21 protein-coding genes are annotated in these 25,523 nt (G+C 37.9%); all 21 read right to left on the bottom strand.

Translation table 11 applies throughout. From position 1 onward, the window contains the following. Positions 1-88: 88 nt before the first annotated feature. The 21 genes from topA to FYJ25_RS10495 all read right to left on the bottom strand — a co-directional run bounded on the left by topA (position 89) and on the right by FYJ25_RS10495 (position 25,500). Positions 89-2,164 carry a type I DNA topoisomerase gene (topA, locus tag FYJ25_RS10595; RefSeq protein ID WP_021907930.1) on the bottom strand — a complete coding sequence of 692 codons (2,076 nt, stop codon included), beginning with the start codon at positions 2,162-2,164 and terminating at the stop codon, positions 89-91. A gap of 129 nt (positions 2,165-2,293) precedes the next feature. Further along, the gene (gene dprA, locus FYJ25_RS10590; protein WP_154581284.1) at positions 2,294-3,415 is read right to left on the bottom strand and encodes a DNA-processing protein DprA; all 1,122 of its coding nucleotides are present in this window, start codon (positions 3,413-3,415) and stop codon (positions 2,294-2,296) included. Then, on the bottom strand, positions 3,405-5,000 hold the full coding sequence (locus FYJ25_RS10585; RefSeq protein ID WP_154581283.1) for a YifB family Mg chelatase-like AAA ATPase: 1,596 nt from the start codon (positions 4,998-5,000) through the stop codon (positions 3,405-3,407). Before FYJ25_RS10585 ends, dprA begins: the two co-directional genes overlap by 11 nt. 217 nt (positions 5,001-5,217) lie before the next feature. Next, entirely contained in the window at positions 5,218-5,688 is a 471-nt protein-coding gene (nrdR, locus tag FYJ25_RS10580; RefSeq protein ID WP_021907927.1) for a transcriptional regulator NrdR, read from the bottom strand. Positions 5,689-5,757: 69 nt separating this feature from the next. Next, positions 5,758-6,009: a YlmC/YmxH family sporulation protein gene (locus FYJ25_RS10575; protein ID WP_021907926.1), complete on the bottom strand. Its 252-nt coding sequence runs from the start codon at positions 6,007-6,009 to the stop codon at positions 5,758-5,760. A 251-nt stretch (positions 6,010-6,260) separates the two neighbouring features. Next, positions 6,261-7,199: an alpha/beta hydrolase gene (locus FYJ25_RS10570; RefSeq protein WP_154581282.1), complete on the bottom strand. Its 939-nt coding sequence runs from the start codon at positions 7,197-7,199 to the stop codon at positions 6,261-6,263. 179 nt (positions 7,200-7,378) lie between these two features. After that, a complete protein-coding gene (locus FYJ25_RS10565) occupies positions 7,379-8,170 on the bottom strand; it encodes an RnfABCDGE type electron transport complex subunit B (RefSeq protein ID WP_021907924.1) in 792 nt (263 codons plus the stop codon). Positions 8,171-8,185: 15 nt separating this feature from the next. Further along, on the bottom strand, positions 8,186-8,761 hold the full coding sequence (rsxA, locus tag FYJ25_RS10560; protein ID WP_021907923.1) for an electron transport complex subunit RsxA: 576 nt from the start codon (positions 8,759-8,761) through the stop codon (positions 8,186-8,188). A 14-nt stretch (positions 8,762-8,775) separates the two neighbouring features. Then, complete coding sequence (rsxE, locus tag FYJ25_RS10555) at positions 8,776-9,534, bottom strand: electron transport complex subunit RsxE (protein ID WP_021907922.1); 759 nt, start codon at positions 9,532-9,534, stop codon at positions 8,776-8,778. Position 9,535: 1 nt separating this feature from the next. Beyond that, positions 9,536-10,165: an RnfABCDGE type electron transport complex subunit G gene (locus FYJ25_RS10550; RefSeq protein WP_021907921.1), complete on the bottom strand. Its 630-nt coding sequence runs from the start codon at positions 10,163-10,165 to the stop codon at positions 9,536-9,538. Next, positions 10,165-11,118 carry an RnfABCDGE type electron transport complex subunit D gene (locus FYJ25_RS10545; protein WP_096239891.1) on the bottom strand — a complete coding sequence of 318 codons (954 nt, stop codon included), beginning with the start codon at positions 11,116-11,118 and terminating at the stop codon, positions 10,165-10,167. The genes FYJ25_RS10550 and FYJ25_RS10545 overlap by 1 nt, the downstream gene beginning before the upstream one ends. 19 nt (positions 11,119-11,137) lie before the next feature. After that, positions 11,138-12,451 (bottom strand): electron transport complex subunit RsxC, encoded by a 1,314-nt coding sequence (gene rsxC, locus FYJ25_RS10540; protein ID WP_021907919.1) that lies wholly within the window; start codon positions 12,449-12,451, stop codon positions 11,138-11,140. Positions 12,452-12,777: 326 nt separating this feature from the next. Beyond that, positions 12,778-13,185, bottom strand: coding sequence for a NusG domain II-containing protein (locus FYJ25_RS10535; protein ID WP_154581281.1), 408 nt, complete (start codon positions 13,183-13,185; stop codon positions 12,778-12,780). Continuing rightward, complete coding sequence (locus FYJ25_RS10530; RefSeq protein ID WP_096239886.1) at positions 13,157-14,179, bottom strand: glycosyltransferase family 2 protein; 1,023 nt, start codon at positions 14,177-14,179, stop codon at positions 13,157-13,159. The genes FYJ25_RS10535 and FYJ25_RS10530 overlap by 29 nt, the downstream gene beginning before the upstream one ends. A 24-nt stretch (positions 14,180-14,203) precedes the next feature. After that, positions 14,204-15,493, bottom strand: a complete 1,290-nt coding sequence (locus tag FYJ25_RS10525; RefSeq protein ID WP_096239884.1) for an adenylosuccinate synthase — start codon at positions 15,491-15,493, stop codon at positions 14,204-14,206. Positions 15,494-15,607: 114 nt separating this feature from the next. Continuing rightward, positions 15,608-17,278, bottom strand: coding sequence for a putative polysaccharide biosynthesis protein (locus FYJ25_RS10520; protein ID WP_154581280.1), 1,671 nt, complete (start codon positions 17,276-17,278; stop codon positions 15,608-15,610). A 128-nt stretch (positions 17,279-17,406) separates the two neighbouring features. Further along, positions 17,407-18,840 (bottom strand): adenylosuccinate lyase, encoded by a 1,434-nt coding sequence (gene purB / locus FYJ25_RS10515; protein ID WP_154581279.1) that lies wholly within the window; start codon positions 18,838-18,840, stop codon positions 17,407-17,409. 115 nt (positions 18,841-18,955) lie between these two features. After that, the gene (purF, locus tag FYJ25_RS10510) at positions 18,956-20,410 is read right to left on the bottom strand and encodes an amidophosphoribosyltransferase (protein WP_242970682.1); all 1,455 of its coding nucleotides are present in this window, start codon (positions 20,408-20,410) and stop codon (positions 18,956-18,958) included. A 162-nt stretch (positions 20,411-20,572) separates the two neighbouring features. Further along, a complete protein-coding gene (locus tag FYJ25_RS10505; RefSeq protein ID WP_154581278.1) occupies positions 20,573-21,802 on the bottom strand; it encodes a glycoside hydrolase family 3 protein in 1,230 nt (409 codons plus the stop codon). Continuing rightward, a complete protein-coding gene (locus FYJ25_RS10500) occupies positions 21,799-23,952 on the bottom strand; it encodes an RNA degradosome polyphosphate kinase (protein WP_154581277.1) in 2,154 nt (717 codons plus the stop codon). Before FYJ25_RS10500 ends, FYJ25_RS10505 begins: the two co-directional genes overlap by 4 nt. Before the next feature lie 12 nt (positions 23,953-23,964). Continuing rightward, positions 23,965-25,500 carry a Ppx/GppA phosphatase family protein gene (locus FYJ25_RS10495; RefSeq protein ID WP_154581276.1) on the bottom strand — a complete coding sequence of 512 codons (1,536 nt, stop codon included), beginning with the start codon at positions 25,498-25,500 and terminating at the stop codon, positions 23,965-23,967. Positions 25,501-25,523: the final 23 nt, after the last annotated feature.

Raw genomic sequence — 25,523 nt, 5'->3', positions numbered from 1 at the left:
TATCCTATTCTTCCTGCAGCAACGATCTTTACAGCTACAAACCTATACTCTTTCTAAAGTTCTCTTTTTTTATTCAAAAGCAGATAAATTACTTTTCCTCTTCCTTGTCTGTAACATAACCACATTCTTTATCAGCGCATACAAGCTTTTTCCCTTTTTCTACCATATATCCGCCACATTCTTTACATCGAACAGCCGACGGCTTTTGCCAGCTCATAAAATCACATTCCGGATTATTGATACAACCGTAATACTTTCTGCCCTTCTTTGTCTTTTTGAGAACAATATCTTTTCCACACTTTGGACAGCTTACACCAATCTTCTCATAGTATGGTTTTGTATTACGACAATCCGGGAATCCCGGGCATGCAAGGAACTTTCCATGTGGACCGTATTTTACGACCATGTTCCTTCCACATTCTTCACAGACTTCTTCAGATACTTCATCTGCAATCTTTACTTCTTCTAATTCCTTTTCCGCTTTCTCAACTGCCTGTATCATATCAGGGTAGAAGTTTTCCACGACGGTCTTCCACTTTACTTTTCCCTCTTCAACACTATCTAAAAGAGATTCCATATTTGCAGTAAAGTTTACATCAACAATTGTCGGGAAGCCATCTTCCATCATATCATTCACCGCTTCACCAAGTTCTGTAATATAAAGATTTTTATTCTCTTTTACAATATATCTTCGTGCCAGAAGAGTAGTAATTGTCGGTGCATACGTACTTGGACGACCAATTCCTAATTCTTCTAATGTCTTTACAAGAGAAGCCTCTGTAAAATGTGCCGGCGGCTGTGTGAAATGCTGCTGAGGTTTTAATTCTGAAAGTGTGATTTCTGTATCTTTTGTAATCTTTTTCATGGCAGCATTCATTGTAGACTTTTCAGTATCGTAACTATATACCGTCATAAAACCGTCAAACTTTACTCGGGAAGCCGCAACATTAAAATGATATTCTCCTGCTTCAATCTTAACAGATGTCGTCTCGTATACCGCTTCTGCCATTCTGCTTGCCACAAATCTTGTCCAGATTAGCTGATAAAGACGGAATAGATCTCTTGGAAGCTGCTCTTTGATCATCGCCGGAGAAAGGCTGCTGTCCGTTGGACGAATCGCTTCGTGTGCATCCTGAATCTTTCCGGTCTTTGTTGTCTTTACTGACTTTTTATCCCCAACAAACTCTTCTCCGTACTGCTGTCCGATATACTCCCGGCAGTTTGCATCTGCTTCTTCTGAAATACGTGTCGAATCTGTTCTTAAGTAAGTAATAAGACCAATACTTCCTTTTCCTTTTAAATTCACACCTTCATAGAGTTCCTGCGCAAGCCGCATTGTCTTTTGTGTAGACATATTCAAACGTTTTGATGCTTCCTGCTGTAATGTACTTGTTGTAAATGGAAGTGGTGGTTTCTTTCTTCTCTCTCCATTCTTTACAGAAAGTACTTCAAACTTTTCATTTTTCAGTTTGTTTACTAACTCTTCAACTTCTTTTTGAGAATGGAGTTCAACCTTTCCATTTTTATCTCCGGTAAAGTGTGCCTCCAGAGGTTTCTTTGCTCCAGGCACGAGAATATCAGCTGACAGACTCCAATATTCCTGCGAGATGAACTCATCAATCTCTTGTTCTCTGTCGCAGATAATACGCAATGCAACAGATTGAACGCGACCTGCCGATAACCCTCTCTTAATCTTAGACCAGAGAATCGGACTGATCTTATATCCCACAATACGGTCTAATACTCTCCTTGCCTGCTGTGCATCTACAAGATTCATATCAATATCGCGGGAATTCTTAATAGATTTCTTTACGGCATCTTTTGTAATCTCATTAAATGTGATCCTACTGCATTTTTTATTCTCCAATTTTAATGCATGATATAAATGCCATGAAATCGCCTCTCCCTCACGGTCCGGGTCAGTTGCAAGATATACTTTGTCTGCTTTCTTTACTTCCTTACGAAGTTGAGCAAGAATATCTCCCTTCCCACGAATCGTAATATATTTCGGCTCAAAATCATTATCAACATCAATGCCCATCGTACTTTTTGGTAAATCTCTTACATGTCCGTTCGATGCGACAACTTTGTATGACTTCCCCAGAAATTTCTGAATTGTTTTAGCCTTGGCCGGCGATTCAACAATAACTAAATTTGCTGACATTCCCCAAAACACTCCTAACTTTTAAATATTATATTGCAATTTATTGTTTTTTATCACCAATAAATTTACTATTTCATAAAACAATTATACATCATACACTATTTCGTTTTGCCGCGCAAGCAGAAAAAATTAGATTTTCCTCAAGTATACATTTTGTTCTATTTGATAAATTATGTTTTTTAATTCAAATTTCATGAGAATATGTTGTAACTCAAAGGCAGAAAAATCGCTATTTTCCAAAAGATTTTCAAAAGTTACCGGTCGAACTTTATCTATGAGATTGAATATCTTTTCTTCATTTTTATTCTCACAAAAAAATTTTTGCAATTTAAAATTCTCACTTTCTTTTTTCTCCATATTCGGCCTTGTATTTCCTATTTTTTCCTCTTTCACTATAATTTCTGCGATATCTTCTGGGGAACGTACCAGAGTAGCCCCCTGACTAATCAGATAATTACAACCTTGACTGTAACGATCCGTAATTCTGCCTGGAAGTGCGAATATATCTTTTCCTTGTTCTAATCCCTGATCTGCGGTAATCAATGACCCACTTCTTTCTCCTGCTTCCACAACAAAAACTCCATCAGCCATTCCGCTGATAATACGATTTCGCATAGGAAACATTCCTTTTTGTGAAGGAATTCCAACATTATATTCTGATATGATTCCTCCTGTTCTACAAACTTTCTGATATAAGTTAAAATTCTCTCTCGGATAAATACTATCAATTCCCCCACCAAGAATTCCTGCGGTATAACCACCTGCATCCAATGCACCTAAATGGCTTGATGTGTCTACTCCTGCCGCCATCCCACTGATAATCTGAATACCGTATCCAGTTAATTCAGAAGCAAATTCCCTCGCCATATTTCTTCCATATATAGTAGCTTTTCTTGCCCCTACCATTGCCAGAACAGGCTTTGAGAAATCAGGAAACCTTCCTTTATAATATAATAAATCTGGTGGCATATATAGTTGTTTTAATCGTTCCGCATACTCAGGAGATTCTCTGTGAATAAAAAAAATTCCCTCTTCCTGTAACCTTTGAACTTCTTTTTCTGATTTCTCCCGGTTTTTAGAAAACGGAAACCTTTCCCACTGTCTTTTTGTAAGAAATACTTTTATCTCAGAATCTGAAGCTTCATAAACATACCTTGGATGTGCAAAATACTCAAGAAGCTTCTTTCGTGTTTTCAGTCCTATCCCAGGAATATTAGCAAACCAATACCAATAAAAATCATTATCTTTCATTCAAATTCCCCTTTTCTTTCTGACGAAAATATAACGCTTCTTCCAAATGTCTGGCTCTTATATCCAGACTTTGTTCTAAATCCGCTATTGTTCTTGCAGTTTTTAAAATCTTAAAATAAGAACGTCCGGTAAGGGAAAAAGCAGAATATGCTTTCTTCATAAGTCTTTGTCCCTCTGCATCTAACTGGCAATACTGTTCTACTTCGCTTTTTGTCATGCGTCCGTTAAATATCGTAGAACTTTCCGCAAAGCGTTCCTTTTGTATTACCCATGCAGCGGAAACTCTTTTTTGAATAGAGGAAGAAGATTCTTCTTTAGAGGATGCGGTCAGTACATCATATCCAATCTCCTCACATCGTACAAATAAATCCATACGGTCAAGTATTGGTCCGCTGATTCTATTTTGATATCGGAGAATCTGCCTGCTTGTACAACGGCATTTATCCATGGGATAGTACCCACAAGGACATGCATTCGCTGCTATAATAAAAAGAAAATCCGCCGGAAATATTAAAGTTCTCTCTTGTCTGATAACTGAAATAGCATGATTCTCAAGAGGAATACGAAACATTTCTATTATCTCTCTTGCATATTCAGGAAATTCATCTAGAAAAAGGACTCCATGATGCGCCAGAGAAATTTCTCCCGGCTTTGGAACAATTCCTCCTCCAAACATTCCGGCTGCAGTAATTGCAAGGGACGGTGCACGAAACGGTCGTTTATTTATTAAAGTAAAACGTTCCTTTAAGAGTCCCTTTGCACTATAGATCATGGTCGTATCAATCATCTCTTCTTTTGTCATCTGTGGCATAATTCCTGATATACAGGATGCCAGCATCGTCTTCCCTACACCAGGTGGTCCGCCCAACATTAAATTATGATAACCGGCTGCTGCAATTTCCATCGCTCTTTTTGCCATGCTCTGTCCTTTCACTTCAGAAAAATCTGTTATCTGATTCCATTCCCCTAAATTCAGTGCAGCGTTATCTGTTATACTCTCATCTACACGTACTATTCCTCTAATGTCAGCCTCTTTCTGCTGCGTAATCTCACCTGAATGTCTGTCTACTATATACCCATGGCGTAAGTAAGAATAAAGTTCTTCAAGACTTTGAAAGCTAACAACTTCCATCTGATCTACAAATGCTGCCTCCTCTATATTCTCTTTCGCAACGATACACCGATCTATTCCACTCTTTACAGCGGAAACAACGATTGGCAATACACCGGATATCGGTCGAATCTGTCCATTCAATGATAATTCTCCAATAAATAATGTATTCTTTACATATGTTTCCGGGATCAGATTCATTGCAAGAAGAATTGCTACTGCAACGGCAAGATCAAAAAAAGTCCCACACTTACGAAAATCTGCCGGCGCAAAATTAACTGATATTCTTTTCGGTGGCAATGCGATTCCTATATTATGAAGTGCTGTACGAACCCGTTCCTTTGATTCCTTTACTTCGTTTGATAAATATCCTGTCATATAAAAATTAGGAAGTCCATTACTAATATCTGCCTGTATCTGTACAATCTGCCCCTCTATCCCCTGTATCATTCCACTAAAAACTTCTGCTACCATTCCACTCTATCCTACTTTCTATTATTGTATATTCAGTAATATTTTGTAATTATAGGTTATTTATAGCATATATTTTCCATATTTGCAATAATTTTTTTCATTTACAAAAGTATGGAACAGAGGCAGACTCCTAACATATCCTTGCGGAACTTTTTTTAAAACAAAAAACAGGTATCGAGAATACTTTCTCAAATACCTGTTCTGCTTATCAATATTATTACTTCTGGATGTTCTCTCCACTATCTAACATCTTCTTTAACTCATTCATAAAAGTTCCTACATCCTTAAACTCACGATATACCGAAGCAAAACGTACATATGCTACCTGTTCGAGAGTCTTTAGATGCTCCATAACAACTTCTCCAATCTGTTTACTTTCAATCTCTTTATATTCTAAATTAAACAGTTCATTCTCAATCTGATTCACCATCTGTTCAATCTGTTCTACAGATATCGGCCTCTTATGGCAGGCACGTAAAATTCCTGACATAATCTTAGAACGATCGTAAGGTTCTCTTGTTTTATCTTTCTTTATCACTGTGAGAGGCATAATCTCTACTCGTTCGTATGTAGTAAATCGCTTTCCACATTCATCGCAAAGTCTTCGCCGTCGTATGGATGAATTATCATCTGCAGGTCTTGAATCGATTACACGGGTATTATCCAATCCACAAAATGGGCACTTCATATCTTATCCTCCAGTATTCTAGCTTTTATAATTTCATTTATTGTGCCGACTATTATAACAGAAAACCTATTATTTTACAAGACATTTCTTTTCATCGATATCGACAAGAATACTATCAACTCCCACTCGGATTACTGCTCCAACCGGAATTCGATATTCCGATTTCTTTCCAATACATCCGCAATATTTTCCACCTGTAGGCACATAAATATCTGTAACACAAAATCTGCATACATCAATTTCTAAATCTCCCACACAACCAAGGCGGTGACCATTTTTACAGTTAATCACATCTTTATTTCCAAGTTCCCAAAAACGCATAAAAAAGCCCTTTCTTTTATTCTATGAGGGCTTTTTTTAATAATTCTATTTTCATGACTTTTATCTCAGTCGAGAAGACTCCCACCCCCTTCAGGTGGTGAGTGACAGCAAATTTGTCTCAGTGGGAGTCCAATCTCCGACTGAGATAAACGCTCCGCGAGGATGCGCAGTGATTCTATAAAGAATATGTCAGCTTACGCTGACCAGAATCACGCGCCAAGTCTCGCGGCTGCTCGACTTGAATGTTCTTTTTATATCTCATATTGTTCATTAAGATGCAGCTTCATCCACTGCAAAATATCTATATATACGGCTTCTTTCCTTACTTCATCACAAATATTATGCCGCATTCCTTTATAAAGCCGCATTTCCACTCGATGGCAGCTATCTTCCAGATAGCGGTGTACTTCTTCAATCCCTTTTCCAAAGTTACCTATCGGATCTTCCTGTCCTCCAATCAGCATGATCGGAATCTCTATATTTACAGAGCGGTACCACTTTTTAGAAGAAACAAGTGCAAGCATTTTTAAGATATCTTCATAAGCTGCTACAGTAATCGGGACGTATTCTTCGTAAATTCTTGAACAGTTCTTTCGTTCTTTTTCATCTTCTACAAGCCACGAACAATTATCCCTCTCTCTTAGAAAATGATGGTTCAAACGCTTTTCTAAATCTTTTTGAAGATAAACACTTTTATATTGTGCTCCCAGAATCCGCTTTAATATTGCGATAAATAAAAGCCTTCTGCGGCAATATTTCTGTCTTCCGCTAGTTCCAGATAAAATTACACCATTGATTCCCTTTTCATGAATACAATCCATTCGGACGATCAACGAACCCATGCCATGCCCATATATAAAATACGGAACATCCGGATATTCCTTTTTCATGTAATGTGTTAACTTTTTTGTATTTTTTATCAGATAAGCCCATCCATTCTTTTCACCAAAATATCCATAGTCTTCTTTCTTGGAAGAACGTCCATGTCCAATATGATCGCATCCACACACCATAATTCCATGATCAGTAAAAAAGCGGATAAAACTTTCATTCCGTTCTATACAATCTCCAAAATCATGCACGATCTGTATAATTGCTCTAAGATCTGTTTCTGGTTCGTAAATATAATAATGTATTCTGTTTATATGATCTGAACTTTGATAGGTTCCAGTAAATTTCTGATAAGCCATACGAAAGCCTCCTAGCTTGTCTGCTTCAACAGCAGATTTCTTTTCCAAACTACTATACAGGAAAAATGTGAAGAAAAAAAGATGATTTCTCTTGCATTTTCGTTAAGAGAAATCATCTTTTCTTTCGTTTTTATTAAATTTCTTACATTTTATCTAGACTATAGTCTGATCTATACGGACTAAAGAATAATCTTTGCAGGACATTTCTCTGCACACTTTCCACATCCGGTACATTTACTGTAATCAATTTTAGCAATATTATTTTCAACAGTAATTGCATCTGCTTCACAGACACGAGTACACATCTTACATCCGATACATCCTGCTGAACATACTTCTTTTACTGCTTTACCAAATTCTTTGGAACTGCACTGTACTTTGTGAGGAGCTGCATATGGAACAAGCTCAATTAAAGACTTTGGACAAGTTGCAACACATTTACCACAAGCAACACATTTTTCCTTATCCACTACTGCAACACCGTTAATTACATGAATGGCATCGAAGTCACAAACTTTCACACAGCTTCCAAAGCCTGTACATCCAAAACTGCAGGCTTTTGGTCCGCCACCAGGTACACTCATGGCAGAAACACAGTCTTCATTTCCTGAATATTTATATTTAGACTTTGCTTTATCACAGGTACCTGCACATTTTACAAATGCAACCTGTTTTTCACCTGCATCCGCTTCTACACCCATGATTGAAGCAATTTTATCTGCTACTGGCTGTCCGCCTACCGGACATGCACCTACCGGAGCGTCTCCGGCTGCAATTGCCTTAGCGAGGGCATCACATCCGGCAAAACCACAACCACCACAGTTGTTTCCCGGAAGGCACTCTCTTACAGCAACCTCTTTTTCGTCTACCGGCACTTTAAATTTCTCGGAAGCAATGCCCAGGAGAATGGAAATAACAAGTCCGGTTCCGCCGACAACTACTGCCGCAAGAATAATTCCACTTATACTCATTTTTATTCCTCCTAATTAAATGATTCCTGAAAAACCAAAGAATGCAATAGACATAAGTCCTGCTGTTACCATTACGATAGGCATTCCCTGCCAGGACTCTGGAATGTCGTTGTATTCCATTTTTTCACGAATTCCAGCCAGGATAACAATAGCAATTGTAAATCCGACAGAAATACCAAAACCATAAACTACAGACTGTAAAATATTATATCCATACTGTACAGAGTTTAAAGCTACACCAAGTACAGCACAGTTTGTTGTGATCAGAGGAAGATATACACCCAGAGATTCATACAAAGCTGGCATAGATTTCTTTAAAAACATCTCTACGAACTGTACAAGAGCTGCAATAACAAGGATAAAAACGATCGTCTGCAAATAAGTTAACCCAAGTGTTGCAAGAATAAATTTATAAATTAATGATGTCACTAAAGAAGCAATTGTGATAACAAAAATTACAGCTGCTCCCATTCCACCGGCAGTCTCTACCTTTTTGGATACTCCGAGGAAAGGACATAATCCTAAAAACTGGCTCAGTACAACGTTATTAACGATAGCTGCACTGATAATCAATAATATTAATTCTTTCATAATCCTTCCCCTTTCTATTTATTCTCTGCTTTCTCATCAGAAGCAGTTTTTGTTTCTTCTTTTTTATTGTCTACGGACATATCAAAGAAACTCTTACTTGAACAGCAGGTATTACCACAGGAAGAGCAGTCACCACATCCTGCAGGGATCTCTTCCATTTCGCCATTCTTTACTTTGCGGTTCATAATCTTGTTTCTTGCAGCTACTAAGCAGGCAAGTACAAAGAATGCACCAGGTGCAAGAATGAAAATAGTGATCGGTGTATAGAAAGATTCTGCCAAAACAGTTTTTCCAAAAATTGTTCCTGCACCAAGTAATTCACGAAATGCACCTAAAATAGTAAGGGACAGTGTAAATCCAAGACCCATTCCAAGACCATCAAAGAAGGAAGAAACAGGACCGTTTTTACTTGCATAAGACTCTGCACGTCCTAAGATAATACAGTTAACTACAATTAACGGAATATATACACCAAGAGCATCATTTAACGCTGGTACATATCCCTGTAAAAGGAACTGTACTACTGTAACTAAGGATGCAATAATTACAATGTATCCAGGAATACGAACTCTATCCGGAATAAAATTACGGAGAATAGAGATAATCATATTAGAAAACATTAATACTACTGTTGTGGAAAGTCCCATACCTGCACCGTTGATTGCGGATGTTGTTACCGCAAGTGTAGGACACATACCTAAAATAAGAACTAAAGTAGGGTTTTCTTTAATAATACCATTATAAAGTCTTTCTAAAGCGCTATTATTTTTCATCTTAGTTACCTCCTTCTAATGACTGGAAATAAGCAAGACAGCTATTCATAGCACCAGTAACTGCTTTACTTGTGATAGTCGCACCGGAAATGGCATCGATTTTCGCGTCATCACCGGAACCAGAACCGTCTTTTACAACGGAGAAAGATTCTACTTTCTTTCCTGCAAACTGTTTACCCCAGCTAGGATCATCCTTGGCTTTCATACCAAGACCTGCTGTCTCACTGATAGAGAGTACAGAATATCCACTTACCGTTCCATCAGACTGGATACCAACAGTAAGCTGGATGTCTCCACCATATCCCTTAGAGGTTGTAATATTGAAAATATAACCAAGTGCCTCCCCAGAAGCATCTACTGCTTCTACTGCGGAAGAAATAACATCACTGTCATGTCCTTCAATTGGATTCTCGTTTGCTGCAATAATCTTAGAAGCTGCTTCTTCGGAAAATCCATCAACTTCTTTAAAGTCACTTGCCTTTGGAAATACTGTTTTATAAGCTTCCATCTGTGCCTTTGCTTCCTGATCAGCAATCGGTCCCTTTGTGATTCCATATACTGCACCGAGAACAAGACCTGCAACGACGGTAATAATAACGAGTTTTAAAGCATCTTTTATTAAAGCGTTCATTATTTTTTACCTCCTTTTCCAAATGCGGTAGGAGTTGTAACTTTTTCAATTAATGGCACTAACAGGTTACAGAAGATGATCGCATAAGATACGCCCTCTGCAGAACCACCGAATAAACGGAAGATTCCTGTCAGAATACCAAGTAAGATACCAAATATAAGCTGTCCCTTTGGTGTAATAGGGGATGTAACATAGTCTGTTGCCATGAAAAATGCACCAAGCATTAATCCGCCACCACACAACTGCTCTGCGAGATATGTCATATCGAATCCCTGTCCGCCAAAAAGAAGAACAAAGATACCAAGTGTTACAATATAACATACAGGAATTCTCCAGCTTATGATTTTCTTTGCAATCAGATAAATTCCACCAAGAATTAATAAGATAGCAGAAGTCTCACCAATTGTACCAGCGGTATTACCAAGGAACATTGCCTTTAAGTTTACAGCTTCTCCTGCCTTTAAAGCTGCAAGAGGGGTAGCACTTGTTGTTGCATCAAAGCTTCCGCCAAATCCCTTATAAGAGAAATCTGTCATAATTCCCGCAAAAGAAATTAATAAGAAACAACGTGCTCCAAGTGCAGGGTTCATAAAGTTCTGACCCAGACCGCCAAAAAGCTGTTTTACAACAATAATCGCAAATAATCCACCGATAACCGGAATCCAGAATGGTACTTCCGGTGGAAGGTTTAATGCTAATAATAAACCGGTAAGTGCTGCACTGAAATCTTTAACAGTTACTTTCTGGTGCATACAACGCTGCCATACATATTCTGCAAGTACGCAGACAGCAACACAGATTACTGTGTTGATAATTGCTTTTACTCCAAAATTCCAGAAACCAAATAAAGTAGCTGGAAGAAGAGCAATAATTACATCGAGCATAATGCTATGTGTAGAAGCCTTATCCCTTACATGAGGATTGGCTGACACGTTATAAAATTGTTCGTTCATTTTTTCACCTCTCCTTATGCTATTTCTTCTTTCTACGAAGAGCCATCGCTTCACGACGCCCTGTCTTCATAGACTGGGTTAATCTTCTCTTTGCCGGGCAGATGTAAGAACAGCATCCACATTCAACACATTCACATCCGTTCAGCTCGTCAAATAATGCAAAATCTCCATGATCTGCGATCTCTGAAAGCTTTGTAGGCATAAGACCTGCAGGACATACAGAAATACAACGACCACAGCGAATACAGTTACTTGGTTCACATGCGGCAACTTCGTCTTTTGTAAAACATAAAAGAGAAGAGAACGTTTTTGCGCAAGGAACATCCAATGTAGATAAGGCCATACCCATCATAGGACCACCAGAAATCACTTTCTCTGGCTGAGACTTAAATCCACCGGCTGCTTCTACTAATTCTGCTGCATTTGTTCCATTTTTCACCTTGAAGTTACCAGGATTTTTAATGGCATCTCCCGTTACTGTTACCACTCTCTCGTAAAGAGGTTTTCCAAGGGTAATTGCCTCATGAATGGCAATTGCTGTTGCAACATTATCTACGATACATCCTGCATCTGCCGGAAGCATAGAGGAATTAATTGCACGACCTGTCACAGCATAAATTAAAGAACGCTCTGCACCCTGTGGATACTTTGTCTTTAATGCTGCTACTTCAATACGGCTTTCACTTTTACACATTTCTGTCAACTTAGCAATCGCTTCTGGCTTATTATCTTCAATACCGATAACACCTTTTGCTTTCGGGAATAAAGAAAGCATAATATTAAGACCAGAAATAAGCTGTTCAGGAATTTCCATCATACAACGATAATCTGCAGTGATGTATGGCTCACATTCTGCAGCATTAATAATGATCGTATCAATTTTGTCCGGTTCCTTTGGAGACAGCTTTACATGCGTAGGGAAACCGGCACCGCCAAGTCCGACAATACCCGCTTCTTTTACTGCATTGATAATTGCTTCATTTGTTTTTTCTGTTACTGGTTGAAAAGAAACAGTTTCATACTCGCCATCATTCTCTACAACAACAGCGTTTACCTTATTACCGGAAACTGTCATTCTAGGTTCAATCTTCTTTACCGTTCCAGAAACAGAGCTATAGATGTTGGCAGAAACAAATCCTCCAGCCTCCGCGATTTTCTGACCGACTAATACTCTGTCACCTTTCTTTACACAGGCAACGGCAGGAGCACCAATGTGCTGACTTAAAGGGTATACCAGCTCTCCCTGTGGTAAATATTCAGTAATTGGTTTATCTTTACTTAACTCTTTACCATCATACGGATGAAGGCCACCTTTAAATGTTAGTAGTCCCATTTTTTTACCTTCTTTCTAAAATTTTTTAAACCAAATAGTTCATGCACAATATCGTAAGTTTTCGCATAGATTCTTACAAAAGCATTTCAAATTTGATATAAAATTCATTCTATATAATATAAGAAAAAAATGACAAAATCAAGAATCGTCATCTTTTTAACGATTGGTAACTTTGTCATTTTCCTTAATATACACAAACAAAATTCGCTTTTATCGGATTGTTCGAGTATTATTTTGTGTAGTTTTACAATACTGTATTTGAAATAGAACAATATTGTGTCCAACATAGTATATCATTGTTAAATAATAAATTATATCAATTTAAATTACTTGCTGATAATATCTATCTGATTCTCTTTCTGTGTTCCATCTTGGTCGACCACTTCAATAACAACTTTATGAGGCAGACAAACAATAGTCTCACCTTTTTTACTGATTGCGGCATGATTTACACAAATCTTATCAGGACAGTCGGCTTTTATCATACTGGCCTTTCCATTCTTTATCTCAAGAATATTCTCCCAGTCATCTTCTTCAATACGAATCGTCTGATTTTTATTTAAAGAATAGCTTCCAAATTCTTTATTATTCACACGAACCTTTACCAAGGCTCCACTCTTACCATGTAGCTGCATAAAAGAAAATGTTCCCAGCCCGATGATTAGAAAGAATAATATCAGAAAAATATCATTCTTATAAGACTTTTTAGTTAAATCCGATCCATTTCTGAGCAATCTTATATCCTCCCATCGTGAGCTTATGACTCAGCTTATTGTGGGACTTAGAAATCTTTCCAAGAACCGAACTTTTCAATGCCTTATAGCCTTCTGGAGATTTTTCTTCCAGATAATGCCACAAATCATCTCTCATCTTCTCTGATTCCGGTGTATTCATCTTCATCAAAAGTACAGATGTCACCATCTGAATCGTTTCAAGATAATGGAGCATATACTCTTTAAGCTGCGGGCAGGAAAATGTACTTTCATGCTTCGCATAAAGATCAATCATAATCTCATTCACCCGAATCTGCTGATCGATTCTTGAAATCATGACCGTTTCATTAACAGACTGGTCATCGCGTCCAATAAAATATCGATAAAAATCCACATCAAGATAATACATCTTCTTTACGTATGGCAATGGCCAGTACACAAAAATATTATCTACATAAAATGTATGTTTTGGTAATTCAAAATGAAAACTTCTCAGCAGCTCTGTACGGTAAATTACCGAATGCATCAAAATATTCTGACTGGCATGGAAATGTCCAATCTCATCCCATCCAAAATAACGATTCTCCGGCAGGATAGAATGATACTGAATCACTTTTTTATGCTTCGCTCCTACCTTTTCATATACATAATTAGAAAGAAGCATATCTAGCGGTTCTTCTTCCTTTATCGCCTCTTTTAAAAAGGCAAGTATCTTCTGATAAGATTCCGCATCTACCCAGTCATCACTATCTACTACTTTATAAAAGAAACCGGTCGCGTTACGGAGCCCAGCATTCACTGCCTCTCCATGACCACCGTTTTCCTGATGAATCGCACGTACAATACCAGGATATTTCTCCTGGTATTCATCCGCGATCGCAGGAGTATCATCTTTTGAACCATCATCAACAATCAATATTTCCACATCTTCTCCACCAGGAAGAAGACTTTCAATACAGTTTCGCATATAATCCATAGAATTGTAACTCGGAATTGCAATTGTCAGGATCTTCATGAATTACCTCCTTTGGTATCCGTATTATTTCTCAAATCCATGATAGATGATATCATCTCTTCCAGGACCGTTAGAAACCATAGTGATTGGATATCCAATATGTTCTTCTACGAATTCAATATATTTACGGCAATTCTCCGGTAAATCTTCGTATTTCTTAATTCCGCGGATATCACACTTCCATCCCGGAAGTACTTCTAACACAGGTTTTGCCTTCTCTAACTGGTTTGTTACAGGGAATTCTGTTGTTACTTCTCCGTCAATCTCATAACCTGTACATACAGGAATCTCATCAAGATATCCAAGTACATCAACTACTGTAAATGCAACATCTGTTGTTCCCTGAAGGCGGCATCCGTACTTAGAAGCAACGCAGTCAAACCAGCCCATTCTTCTTGGTCTTCCGGTTGTAGCTCCAAATTCTCCGCCATCACCACCGCGAACACGAAGTTCCTGTGCTTCATCACCAAAGATTTCACTTACAAACGCACCTGCTCCTACAGCACTGCTGTATGCCTTACAAACAGTGACAACCTTCTTGATCTCATATGGAGGGATACCTGCTCCGATTGCTCCATATGCAGCTAAGGTAGAAGAAGATGTTACCATTGGATAAATTCCATGATCAGGATCTTTTAATGTTCCTAACTGTCCTTCTAATAAAATATTCTTGCCTTCTTTGATTGCCTTATCTAAGTAAGCAGATACATTGCATACATAAGGAGCAATCATCTCTTTATATTCCATTAATGTATTATACAATTCATCTGTATCAATTAACGGTTTATGATAAAGGTGCTCTAATAAAATATTCTTCTGTACGATTACACGCTCAATCTTCTCTTTCAGTTCTGCCTCTTCTTCAAATAATTCACTTACCTGAAAACCTACTTTAGCATACTTATCAGAATAAAATGGTGCGATTCCGGACTTTGTAGAACCAAATGACTTACCAGCTAAACGCTCTTCCTCATATTCATCAAAAAGAATATGATACGGCATTACGATCTGTGCACGATCAGAAATTAAAATCTTAGGTTCAGGTACTCCCTTAGAAGTTATTTCCTTTAACTCGTTAAAAAGTACAGGTATGTTCAATGCTACTCCATTACCGATGATACTTGTTGTATGATCGTAGAAAATACCTGATGGTAATGTGTGGAGTGCAAACTTTCCATAATCATTTATAATTGTATGGCCTGCATTGGCGCCACCCTGAAAACGGATAATAATATCAGAATCCTGTGCGAGCATATCAGTAATCTTACCTTTACCTTCGTCTCCCCAGTTTGCGCCTACAATTGCTTTTACCATGAGCTCATTCCTCCCAGCTTTAAAAACTTAGTATTTTATGGGCATGGCCTGACCCAGTGCCCAAACACATTTCATTATAACTTACTTTCTTTTATAAGTAAAGAATAATTCTAATTACAATAAATTACTTTTCTTTGCCATTCTGACAAGCAGCTGTCCTTTTGGAAACTTTCGAAGCTCTGCTTCTGTAATTCCCTTTAACTTTAATTCCAGAACAAAATATACGATAACTGCAAATACCACAGAAATCATAAGACAGATAAATACCAATATCCTTAAATGAATAAAACTTCCCAGTACTCCTGATAAGATCAGATAAATACCCTGGTAGAAAATATAACATAAAATACCCATTATCGCAGAGCAGATTACTGGAATAATAAATGTCTTTTTCATTTCCTGACGATATCCCAGATACTTACGCACACTTAAATTATTCAGTAAACACATAAGGAATGCATAGAACATCGTAGCAAGCACAAGGGCATATAAATCCAAATCTGTAAAGTATAACAGTGGAGCAAGCACCACCACATGCAGGAAAAGAGCGATGGCTGCATTCCGAAGAGGAATGTTTACTTTTCCGATTCCCTGCAAAACACCATTACTTACTGTAGAAAGTGCATAAAAAATAATACTGATACATCCCACACGTAAAATACTTACCGCCAAATCAATCGTTGCCTTTTGAGGAAATAAAACTTCCATGATTGGATAAGCAAGCGCTCCCATCCCGATTGCTGCCGGAATGCTGATAATCATTGTAAAATGAATAGCTTCCTTTACATGTGTATTACATTTTTTATAATTCTCCAGTGCATAGCTTGAAGAAATCGCCGGAATCATTGCCGTAGACATAGAATTGGCGATAGCGACAGGCATATTAATAAGAACTGTATATTTTGTCTGAAATACACCATATAAAGATGCTGCAATTCGGGAATTCATCTTTTTAAATCCCATAACATCCATAAATAATGTCTGATCAACAACCGTACTGATATTATATACAAATGTACTTAAGATCACTGGAGTGACCATTAAAAAGATAATTTTAAAAATATCTCTGTAAGAACTATCTACGCCAGAACTATCCTTCTGTATCTCTTTTCTAAAATACTTTTTATTACAGGAATAAATAAACAGCATAAATAACAGTCCGGTAATTACTCCCGCACCGATACCCGCTGCACTTCCCATCGCACCAAATACTGGAACTTTATCTGCGTCTCCTCCTGCAAATATATGGATGAATAAAAGAGCTGCTCCAATACTGATGACGGCATTCGCTACCTGTTCAATAATCTGAGAAAGAGAGGTCGGAACCATTGTTCCATGTGCCTGAAAATATCCTCGGAATACCCCTAAAAATCCAGAGAAAAAAATGGTTGGCGCTAAAATTCTAAGAACAGGAATTGCTTTGGGCTGATTCGAAGGAATTAATATGGAAGCGCCAAAGAATGTAATGAGACTGGCAATCCCTCCTACAACCAAAACATACATAAGGGCACATTTAAATACTTTATGTGCATTACGATACTGGTGTACTGCTAATTTAGATGAGACAACCTTAGAAACTGCCATCGGAATACTATAAGAAGATACTAATAATATCATCGTATAAATATTCACTGCAATACCATAATATCCGTTTCCTTCATCTCCAATAACACTTGTTAATGGACTTCGGTATAATACCCCTATAATTCTTGTTATAATGCCTGCAACCATCAATATCGATGCTTGCGCAAGCACATTTGTTTCTTTTGTATCTTTGTTATTCAACTGACAACCACCTTTCCAACTTTAAGGGTTCCTTCTCCTGTTACTTCATTCTCACATAATTTAAGGGTTATCGTTACCGATAACCCTTAGTATTATACGTATTTCTTTATAGCATGTCAATGCGAAGTTTACACATTAATCTCTGCTTTCATTCCAAGAATATCTTTATTCTCATCAAGCACAGGCTTAACATATTCGCTGACAAACTCCTCTGTTTGTTCCGGAGCTCTTCCTACAAAGTTCTCTGGTTTCATAATTGCCTGAAGCTGATCCATTGTCATTCCAAATGCTGGGTCTGCCGCAATTCTTTCAAGAAGATCATTATCTTTTCCTTCTTCCTTAACAACACGTCCTGCTGCCATGGAATGCTGACGAATTCTTTCATGAAGTTCCTGACGGTCTCCGCCGGCCTTTACTGCATCCATCATGATATTCTCTGTTGCCATAAATGGAAGTTCTCTCATAAGATGTGCTTCGATTACCTTTGGATATACTACAAGACCATCTACAACATTAAGATAAAGATCGAGAATACCATCGATAGCAAGGAATCCTTCCGGTACAGAAAGACGTTTGTTTGCAGAATCATCCAGTGTTCGTTCAAACCACTGTGTGGATGCCACAAGCGCAGGATTCATTGTATCAGACATTACATAATTCGCCAGAGAAGCAATTCGCTCACTTCTCATTGGATTTCTCTTATATGCCATAGCGGAAGAACCGATCTGATGCTTCTCAAATGGCTCTTCGATTTCTTTTAAATGCTGTAAAAGACGAATATCATTAGAGAATTTATGTGCAGACTGTGCGATTCCGGAAAGTACGTTCAATACACGACTGTCAACCTTACGGGAATATGTCTGTCCGGAAACAGGATAACATGCATCAAATCCCATCTTCTCTGCAATCTTTCCATCAATTTTACGGATTGTCTCATGATCCCCGTTAAATAATTCTAAGAAACTTGCCTGTGTTCCCGTTGTTCCTTTAGAACCTAAAAGCTTCATTGTACTGATAACATAATCTAAATCTTCTAAGTCAAGCATAAGATCATGTAACCATAACGTTGCTCTCTTACCAACAGTTGTTGGCTGTGCCGGCTGAAAATGTGTAAATGCGAGTGTAGGAAGATCTTTATACTTCATAGCAAAGCCGGAAAGCTCTGCGATTACGTTAACCAGCTTGTTTCTTACTAACTTAAGAGCCTCTGTCATAACGATAATATCTGTATTATCACCTACATAGCAGGATGTTGCTCCAAGATGAATGATTCCTTTTGCATTTGGACACTGCACACCATATGCATATACATGGGACATAACATCGTGGCGCACTTCCTTTTCTCTTGCTTTTGCAACATCAAAGTTAATATCATCGGCATGTGCCTTCAGTTCCTCGATCTGCTCCTTTGTCACGCTGGAAAGACCTAATTCATATTCTGTTTCTGCCAACGCAATCCAAAGCTTTCTCCATGTTTTAAACTTTTTGTCTGGAGAGAAAATATACTGCATTTCTTTGCTGGCATATCTTTCTGAAAGAGGGCTCTGATATTTGTCGTACATTGTTTTTACCTCCTGTGGTAACTTAATTGTTATCGCTTTTCTTCTCTTTATATTCTAAATTATAAAATAGAATCTATATTTTCATTCACTACTTCTATGATGATTTTGGAACTCTTTAACCCTGTTCTCCTCTGATGTCCTGTGTCGGTGGCTCGATTGGATAATTTCCACTGAAGCAGGCATCACAGTATGGTAATCCCTCGTTTAACTCTTTTAAACGATCCATATGAAGGTAAGCTAATGTATCTGCTTCAATACTTTCACAAATTTCATCCAGAGTCTTGCCATATGCAACAAGCTGATCTTCTGACGGGATATCTGTTCCAAAATAACAAGGATGTAAAAATGGAGGAGAACTGATTCTTACATGAACTTCTTTGGCTCCCGCATCCTTTAACATACGAACAATACGTCGGCAAGTTGTTCCACGTACGATAGAATCATCGATCATGACAATTCTCTTTCCTTTTACGGCATCCTTCAATACGTTCAACTTTACCTGTACACTACTCTCACGCATACTCTGTTTCGGCTTGATAAAGGTTCTTCCAACATAAGAGTTCTTAATGAAAGCTGTTCCGTAAGGAATCCCTGATTCCATGGCATAACCCTGTGCTGCCGGATTACCTGATTCTGGAACACCAACAACCATATCTGCATCTACTGGCGAATCCATTGCAAGGAACTTTCCAGCTTTAATACGACTGGCATACACACCAACGCCATCAATTACTGCATCTGGTCTTGCAAAATAAATATATTCAAAAATACATCTTGCCTGCTTCGATGGATCTTTAAAACAAAGTTCTTTGTTAGACTCAATTCCCTTCGGAGTCAGAGTAACTACTTCTCCTGGTTCTACATCTCTTACAAATTCTGCACCAACTGTATCAAGAGCACAGGTTTCTGAAGTAAGGAAATATGTATTATCTCTTTTTCCGATACAAAGTGGGCGGAAACCAAATGGATCTCTTGCACCGATCAGCTTTCGCGGACTCATTACGATAAGAGAATAGGCACCCTTTAACTTACGCATTGCTGCTAATACTGCTTCCTCTGCTGTTGCAGCAAAAATTCTTTCCTTTGCCACATGATACGCAATTACTTCAGAGTCAATTGTTGTCTGAAAAATAGCGCCTGTTCTTTCAAGCTCTTGACGAAGTTCGAGAGCATTCACTAGATTACCGTTATGCGCAAGCGCAAGCGTACCTTTATAATAATTCAGTACTAATGGCTGTGCATTCTCTCTGGTACTTGAACCTGCGGTTGAATATCTGACATGACCTACACTGATATTCCCCTTTAACTTCTCAAGGTTCTCACTGTTAAACACTTCGTTGACAAGGCCCATTCCTTTATGAACCTGAATGTTCTTCTTAGGACCGTTGGTATCCGAAACTGCAATACCACAGCTTTCCTGTCCTCTGTGCTGCAGAGCAAACAACCCATAATACACCGTTGAAGCGATATCATTGCCATCAAAATCATATGCTCCAAACACTCCGCACTCTTCGTGAATTCCAGAATCCACACATTCTTCAGAAAACTGTTCTTCCATATCAAACGCCATTTTCTTCCTCCATAATTTCATTAGTGAATTAATTTAATTAGCATATTAAAACGATTGTATACTAACATAAAATAAGGGTCTATACAAGCCATTTCTCATAATTCAGAACCATTCACAAATTTTTCGTATATTTTATATAGTATTTTTTATGAATCCTACAGATTACTTTCCTTCATTATGCCGAAACAACTTTGAACTTTCAGGAAGAATCCCTCTTTTAATCTTTACAGAAAGGACACGACCTGCCGCCTCATCAATCTGACTCTCTGATAAAGTTCCATCTTTAACTGCTTCTAAAACACCTTCAAATGCCTGCTCAAAATTATCTGGCATAAGAATCATATCGTTTCCTGCTTCGATTGCCATGACAGCAGCCTGGTCTGCATCATAAAACTTTGTAATAACTTTCATATTCATAGCATCGGTAATAATGACATTATCAAACTGCAGCTCTTCTCTTAATATATCAGTTACCATAAGCTTTGTCAGGGATGCCGGTGTTTCTTTTCCCGTAATCTGGCTTACCGCTACATGAGATATCATAACCATATCCGCACCAGCAGAAATTCCCGATTTAAACGGAAGAAATTCCACATCACGCAATTGGTCAATGGTTGCATTCAGCTCTACATATCCTTTATGTGTATCTTCTCCGCACTGTCCCTGTCCCGGAAAATGCTTCAATGTAGCACTTACTCCCTGTGCCTGTAATCCTTTCACTTCCTGAGAGACCATATCAGCTACCGTTTTGGGCTCAGAACCAAAACTTCTATTTCCTATCTCGGTATTTTCAGCATTTGTATTAATATCTGCGACTGGTGCAAAATCCAGATTAAATCCCAGTTCATAAATTTCTTTTCCAATGGTTTCCCCTACGTGATATGCATTTTTGCTGTCTCCGGTCTTTCCGATTTCTGCCATAGACGGAAACTTTGTCGTTTGCATATTTTTAGAGTTCGCAATTCTTGCGACGGAACCACCTTCCTCATCTACCGCTGTAAATAATGGGATTTCTGCGGTTTTCTGCATATCTGAAATCATTTCTTTTACCTGGGTACGATTTTTTAAATTATAAGAAAAAAAGATTACCCCACCCGGTTTATATTCCTCAAGATTCTTTCTCATCTTCTCTGTTACTTCTGTTTCTGCATTAAAATCAAGGGAGTCTGTACAGACAACAAACAACTGACCGATTTTTTCTTTTAATGTCATCTTAGAAAGGGCATCGGAAACCATTCCATCAAGAGTAATCTCATCCACAGCCTTATCTTCAGAAGATTTCGTACTATTTTCAGATTTATCTTTTCCCTTTTTACTCCATCCACACCCTGCAAGTGCCCCTGTTAAAAGCATGATACACAGCAACAGCACTACTCTTTTATAATTCTTCATTCTGCCTCCTGCGGTGAAAATAGTGGGTCAAATGTACGCTTTTTGCGTACTTTTTCTTTTGATTCATTTGCAGCGGCTATCGCTTCTTCACAAAACGTTTTCTGTGCTTCCACTGCTTCTTTTCCACGTCGATCTACTTTTCGGTACGTACCATCTTCTAAAAGACAATGTGCCTTTAATGTATCCCGAAGCTGTACATCCAGTATATGTTTTGCCTTTTCTTTTAAATCCGGTGCTTCAACCGGAAAGACAATTTCTACTCGTCTGTCAAGATTTCTAGGCATCCAGTCGGCACTTCCCATATACACTTCTTCATTTCCATCATTATAAAAATAGAAAATTCTTGCATGTTCGAGAAATGTACCTACGATAGAACGTACTCTGATATTTTCACTAACTCCCGGCTTTCCTGCAACAAGACAACAGATTCCACGTACAATTAAGTCAATCTGTACTCCGGCACAGGAAGCCTCGTATAATGCGAGAATAATTTTGCGGTCACAAAGAGAATTGCATTTTGCAATAATCCTTGCCGGCTTTCCTTCCTTTGCATTCTGTGTTTCCCTGGCGATCATCTCAAGAAAACGCTTTTTCATCCAGATAGGCGCTACGATCAACTGATTCCAGTTTGCAGGTTCAGAATAGCCGCTTAACATATTAAATACTGCTGTAGCATCTTCACCTACAGCATTTCTGCATGTGAACATACCGGTATCTGTATAAAGCTTTGCCGTAGAATCGTTATAATTTCCTGTTCCAAGATGCACATAACGGCGAATTCCATCTGCTTCTCTTCGTACAACAAGCGCAATTTTACAATGTGTCTTTAATCCAACCAATCCATAAATAACATGACATCCCGCTTTTTCCAGTTTTCTCGCCCAGTTAATGTTATTCTCTTCATCAAATCGAGCCTTTAATTCTACTAATACTGTAACCTGCTTTCCATTCTCGGCAGCCTGTGCAAGTGCTGCTATAATAGGGGAATGTCCACTGACACGATAAAGTGTCTGTTTAATAGCAAGAACGTTTTCGTCTTCAGCGGCCTGTTTAATAAAAGCAACGATTGGATCAAAACTCTCATAAGGATGATGCAGCAATACATCGCCTTTTCGAATCTGATTAAATATATTTTTATCTGCCCGCAGCTTTTTATTTTTCTGTGGGATATAAGGAGCCTCTTTTAAGTCTTCAAACCCTTCAATCCCATAACATTTCATAAGAAAAGTAAGGTCAAGCGGTCCATTAAATGCGTACATATCACAGGAATGAACTTTAAACTGCTTTTTTAAATACTTTACAAGACGTTTATCCATACGCTCTTCATATTCAAACTTAATAACTTCTCCCCACTGTCGCATTTTTAACGACTTCTCGATTTCTTTTAATAAATCTTCCGCATCATCTTCGTCAATTGATAAATCCGCATTTCTCATAATACGGTAAGGCGCTGAACAGATAATCTCGTGATTGAGGAACAGGACATCTAAATAATGTTCTATTACATTTTCCAATAAAATGACTCTGCATTTTCTCTTTGGTCCATCTTTCTGGGGAAGAAGAATTACTCTTGGAAGAACAGAAGGTACCTGCACTGTCGCGATATCATATTCTTTCTTTTCCTTTTTATCTTTATTGCGGCTTTTTATCAATGCGGCAATATTCAATGTTTTATTCTGGATTAAAGGAAACGGTCTTGAAGAATCAATCGCCATCGGTGTAAGAACCGGATATATATTTTTGTGAAAATATTCTTCGAGAAAGTCCATTTCTTTTTCTGAGAGTTCCGAAAAAGAAATAATTTCCAACCCTTCCTCCGAAAGTTTCGGTAACAATGCACGATTATAAGTTGTATATTGTTTCTCACAAAATGCCTGCATTTTTTCATTAAGTGCACGTAACTGTTCCTGCGCAGTCATTCCGGCAATATCTTTCTTCTGATATCCTGCATTCACCATATCTTTTAAAGATGCGATACGTACCATAAAAAATTCATCCAGGTTAGAGGCAGTGATACTTAAAAACTTCATTCGCTCAAACAAGGGATTTTTGCGGTCTCTTGCTTCTCCAAGAATACGCTGATTAAATTCCAGCCAACTTAATTCTCTGTTTGTAAAGTTATCTGGTTGATCAAAAACGCTTTTGTTCATATTCTACCTCCCCTATAATGCTCTCCGCTGCTTCAATACTGGTGTGATGCCTGTAAATTCGCTAAACAACTCCGCTTTTTTAGAAAATCGGGTAATCTCGAGTGTAATATCCTGATTCGTTTCTAATGTGATAATCAGTTCTTGTCCTTTTCTCATCATAGAACAATTTTCAAACTTTTGCTTATGTCCACGATCCAAAGCATTTGCCAGCCTCAAAATAGAAGAAAGTTTGGCAATACGAAGATATTCTTCTCTCCAAAAAGCGGTTTCAAGCTCATCCGTATCCGGTAGTTCCTGCGTATTATAGAGAACAATATTTGCAATTTCTTCCCTTTCCCGGTGGGAGAGTCCCATGATTTCTGTGGACATGATTAACTGATATCCATTCTTTCCCGGATCATTTAGATTTACATATTTTCCAATATCATGAAGAATTGCTGAGATTTCAAGAATCAGCCGGTCTCTTTGTGTAAGTCCATGAAACCTTTTTGTTTTATCAAATATTTCCAATGCAAGTTCCGCGATATACTGTGCATGAATCTTACTGTAACGATACCGCTTACCAATATATCTGGCTGAAGCGATAATATCCTGATAGAAATCATGCGAAACTTTTATCTTTTTCATTTTTTGCGCATAATCTACCACACTGCCGTCACACAAATTCGTAGAACAGATATAAATCGTGTCTGCCTTTGATCGTTCTAAAAATGTTTTATAAACGAGAACTGACGGAAGTACCATCCGCGCATCTTCCATAGAAAGTCCATACTTTATAGCAATATCCTGATAGGATGCCTTTTTAATCTTTTTATAAATATACTGAATCTGCTCGTAACTCATCGTATCCTCAAGATGGAGTTCCGGCACAAGACGATTAATATTCTTGATTTCATCCCCGATGGCAATGACATTCTTAATATCCTTATCTTTTAAGTAGCCACTCTTAAACATATCTACTTCATATTGAATATATTCTTCCAATACAGAAATGTAATCCAGTACATTATTTCCAACAGATTCTGAGAATTCCCGCACCTTCGCTGTACCAATATCAAGGTTCTGTGTCATGTAAAGCACCTGTTTATCAAACAAGGATATCTGTACACTACCTGATCCAATATCTAAAATTGCGGTATTCTTTTCAATAATCTTATTGAAATCCAGCTTTAACACCTGTATTCCCTTATACATAAGAAAACGGAGTTCTGAATTGCTGAGCATGATAACGTCAATTCCTGTACGAACCTTAATCTGATTCAGAACAGATACCTGATTTTTAGCATTTCGAATCGCACTTGTTGCATAACAATGAAATTCTGTAACGTCATACTCTTTCATTCTCTGTTGAAACTGTTCTAATACACTGCATATTTCTTCAATCTGAGCAAAAGTGATCTTTCTTGTAAAATACGCTTCTTTTCCAAGTTCATATTCATAACGGATCTCATCTATCGTACGAATTCCTTTTGCAGCAGAAATTTCATATACTTTCATAAGCATATTTTTAGAACCTATCACAATCGCTACATATGGACTCACTCTCATTTGCGCCTCCTTTTCCGTATCAT

This window comes from Anaerobutyricum soehngenii (genome assembly GCF_009697165.1).
Lineage (GTDB): Bacteria > Bacillota > Clostridia > Lachnospirales > Lachnospiraceae > Anaerobutyricum > Anaerobutyricum soehngenii.
Note: the sequence above shows the minus strand (reverse complement) of the source record. Positions and strands in the feature narration are given on the sequence as shown.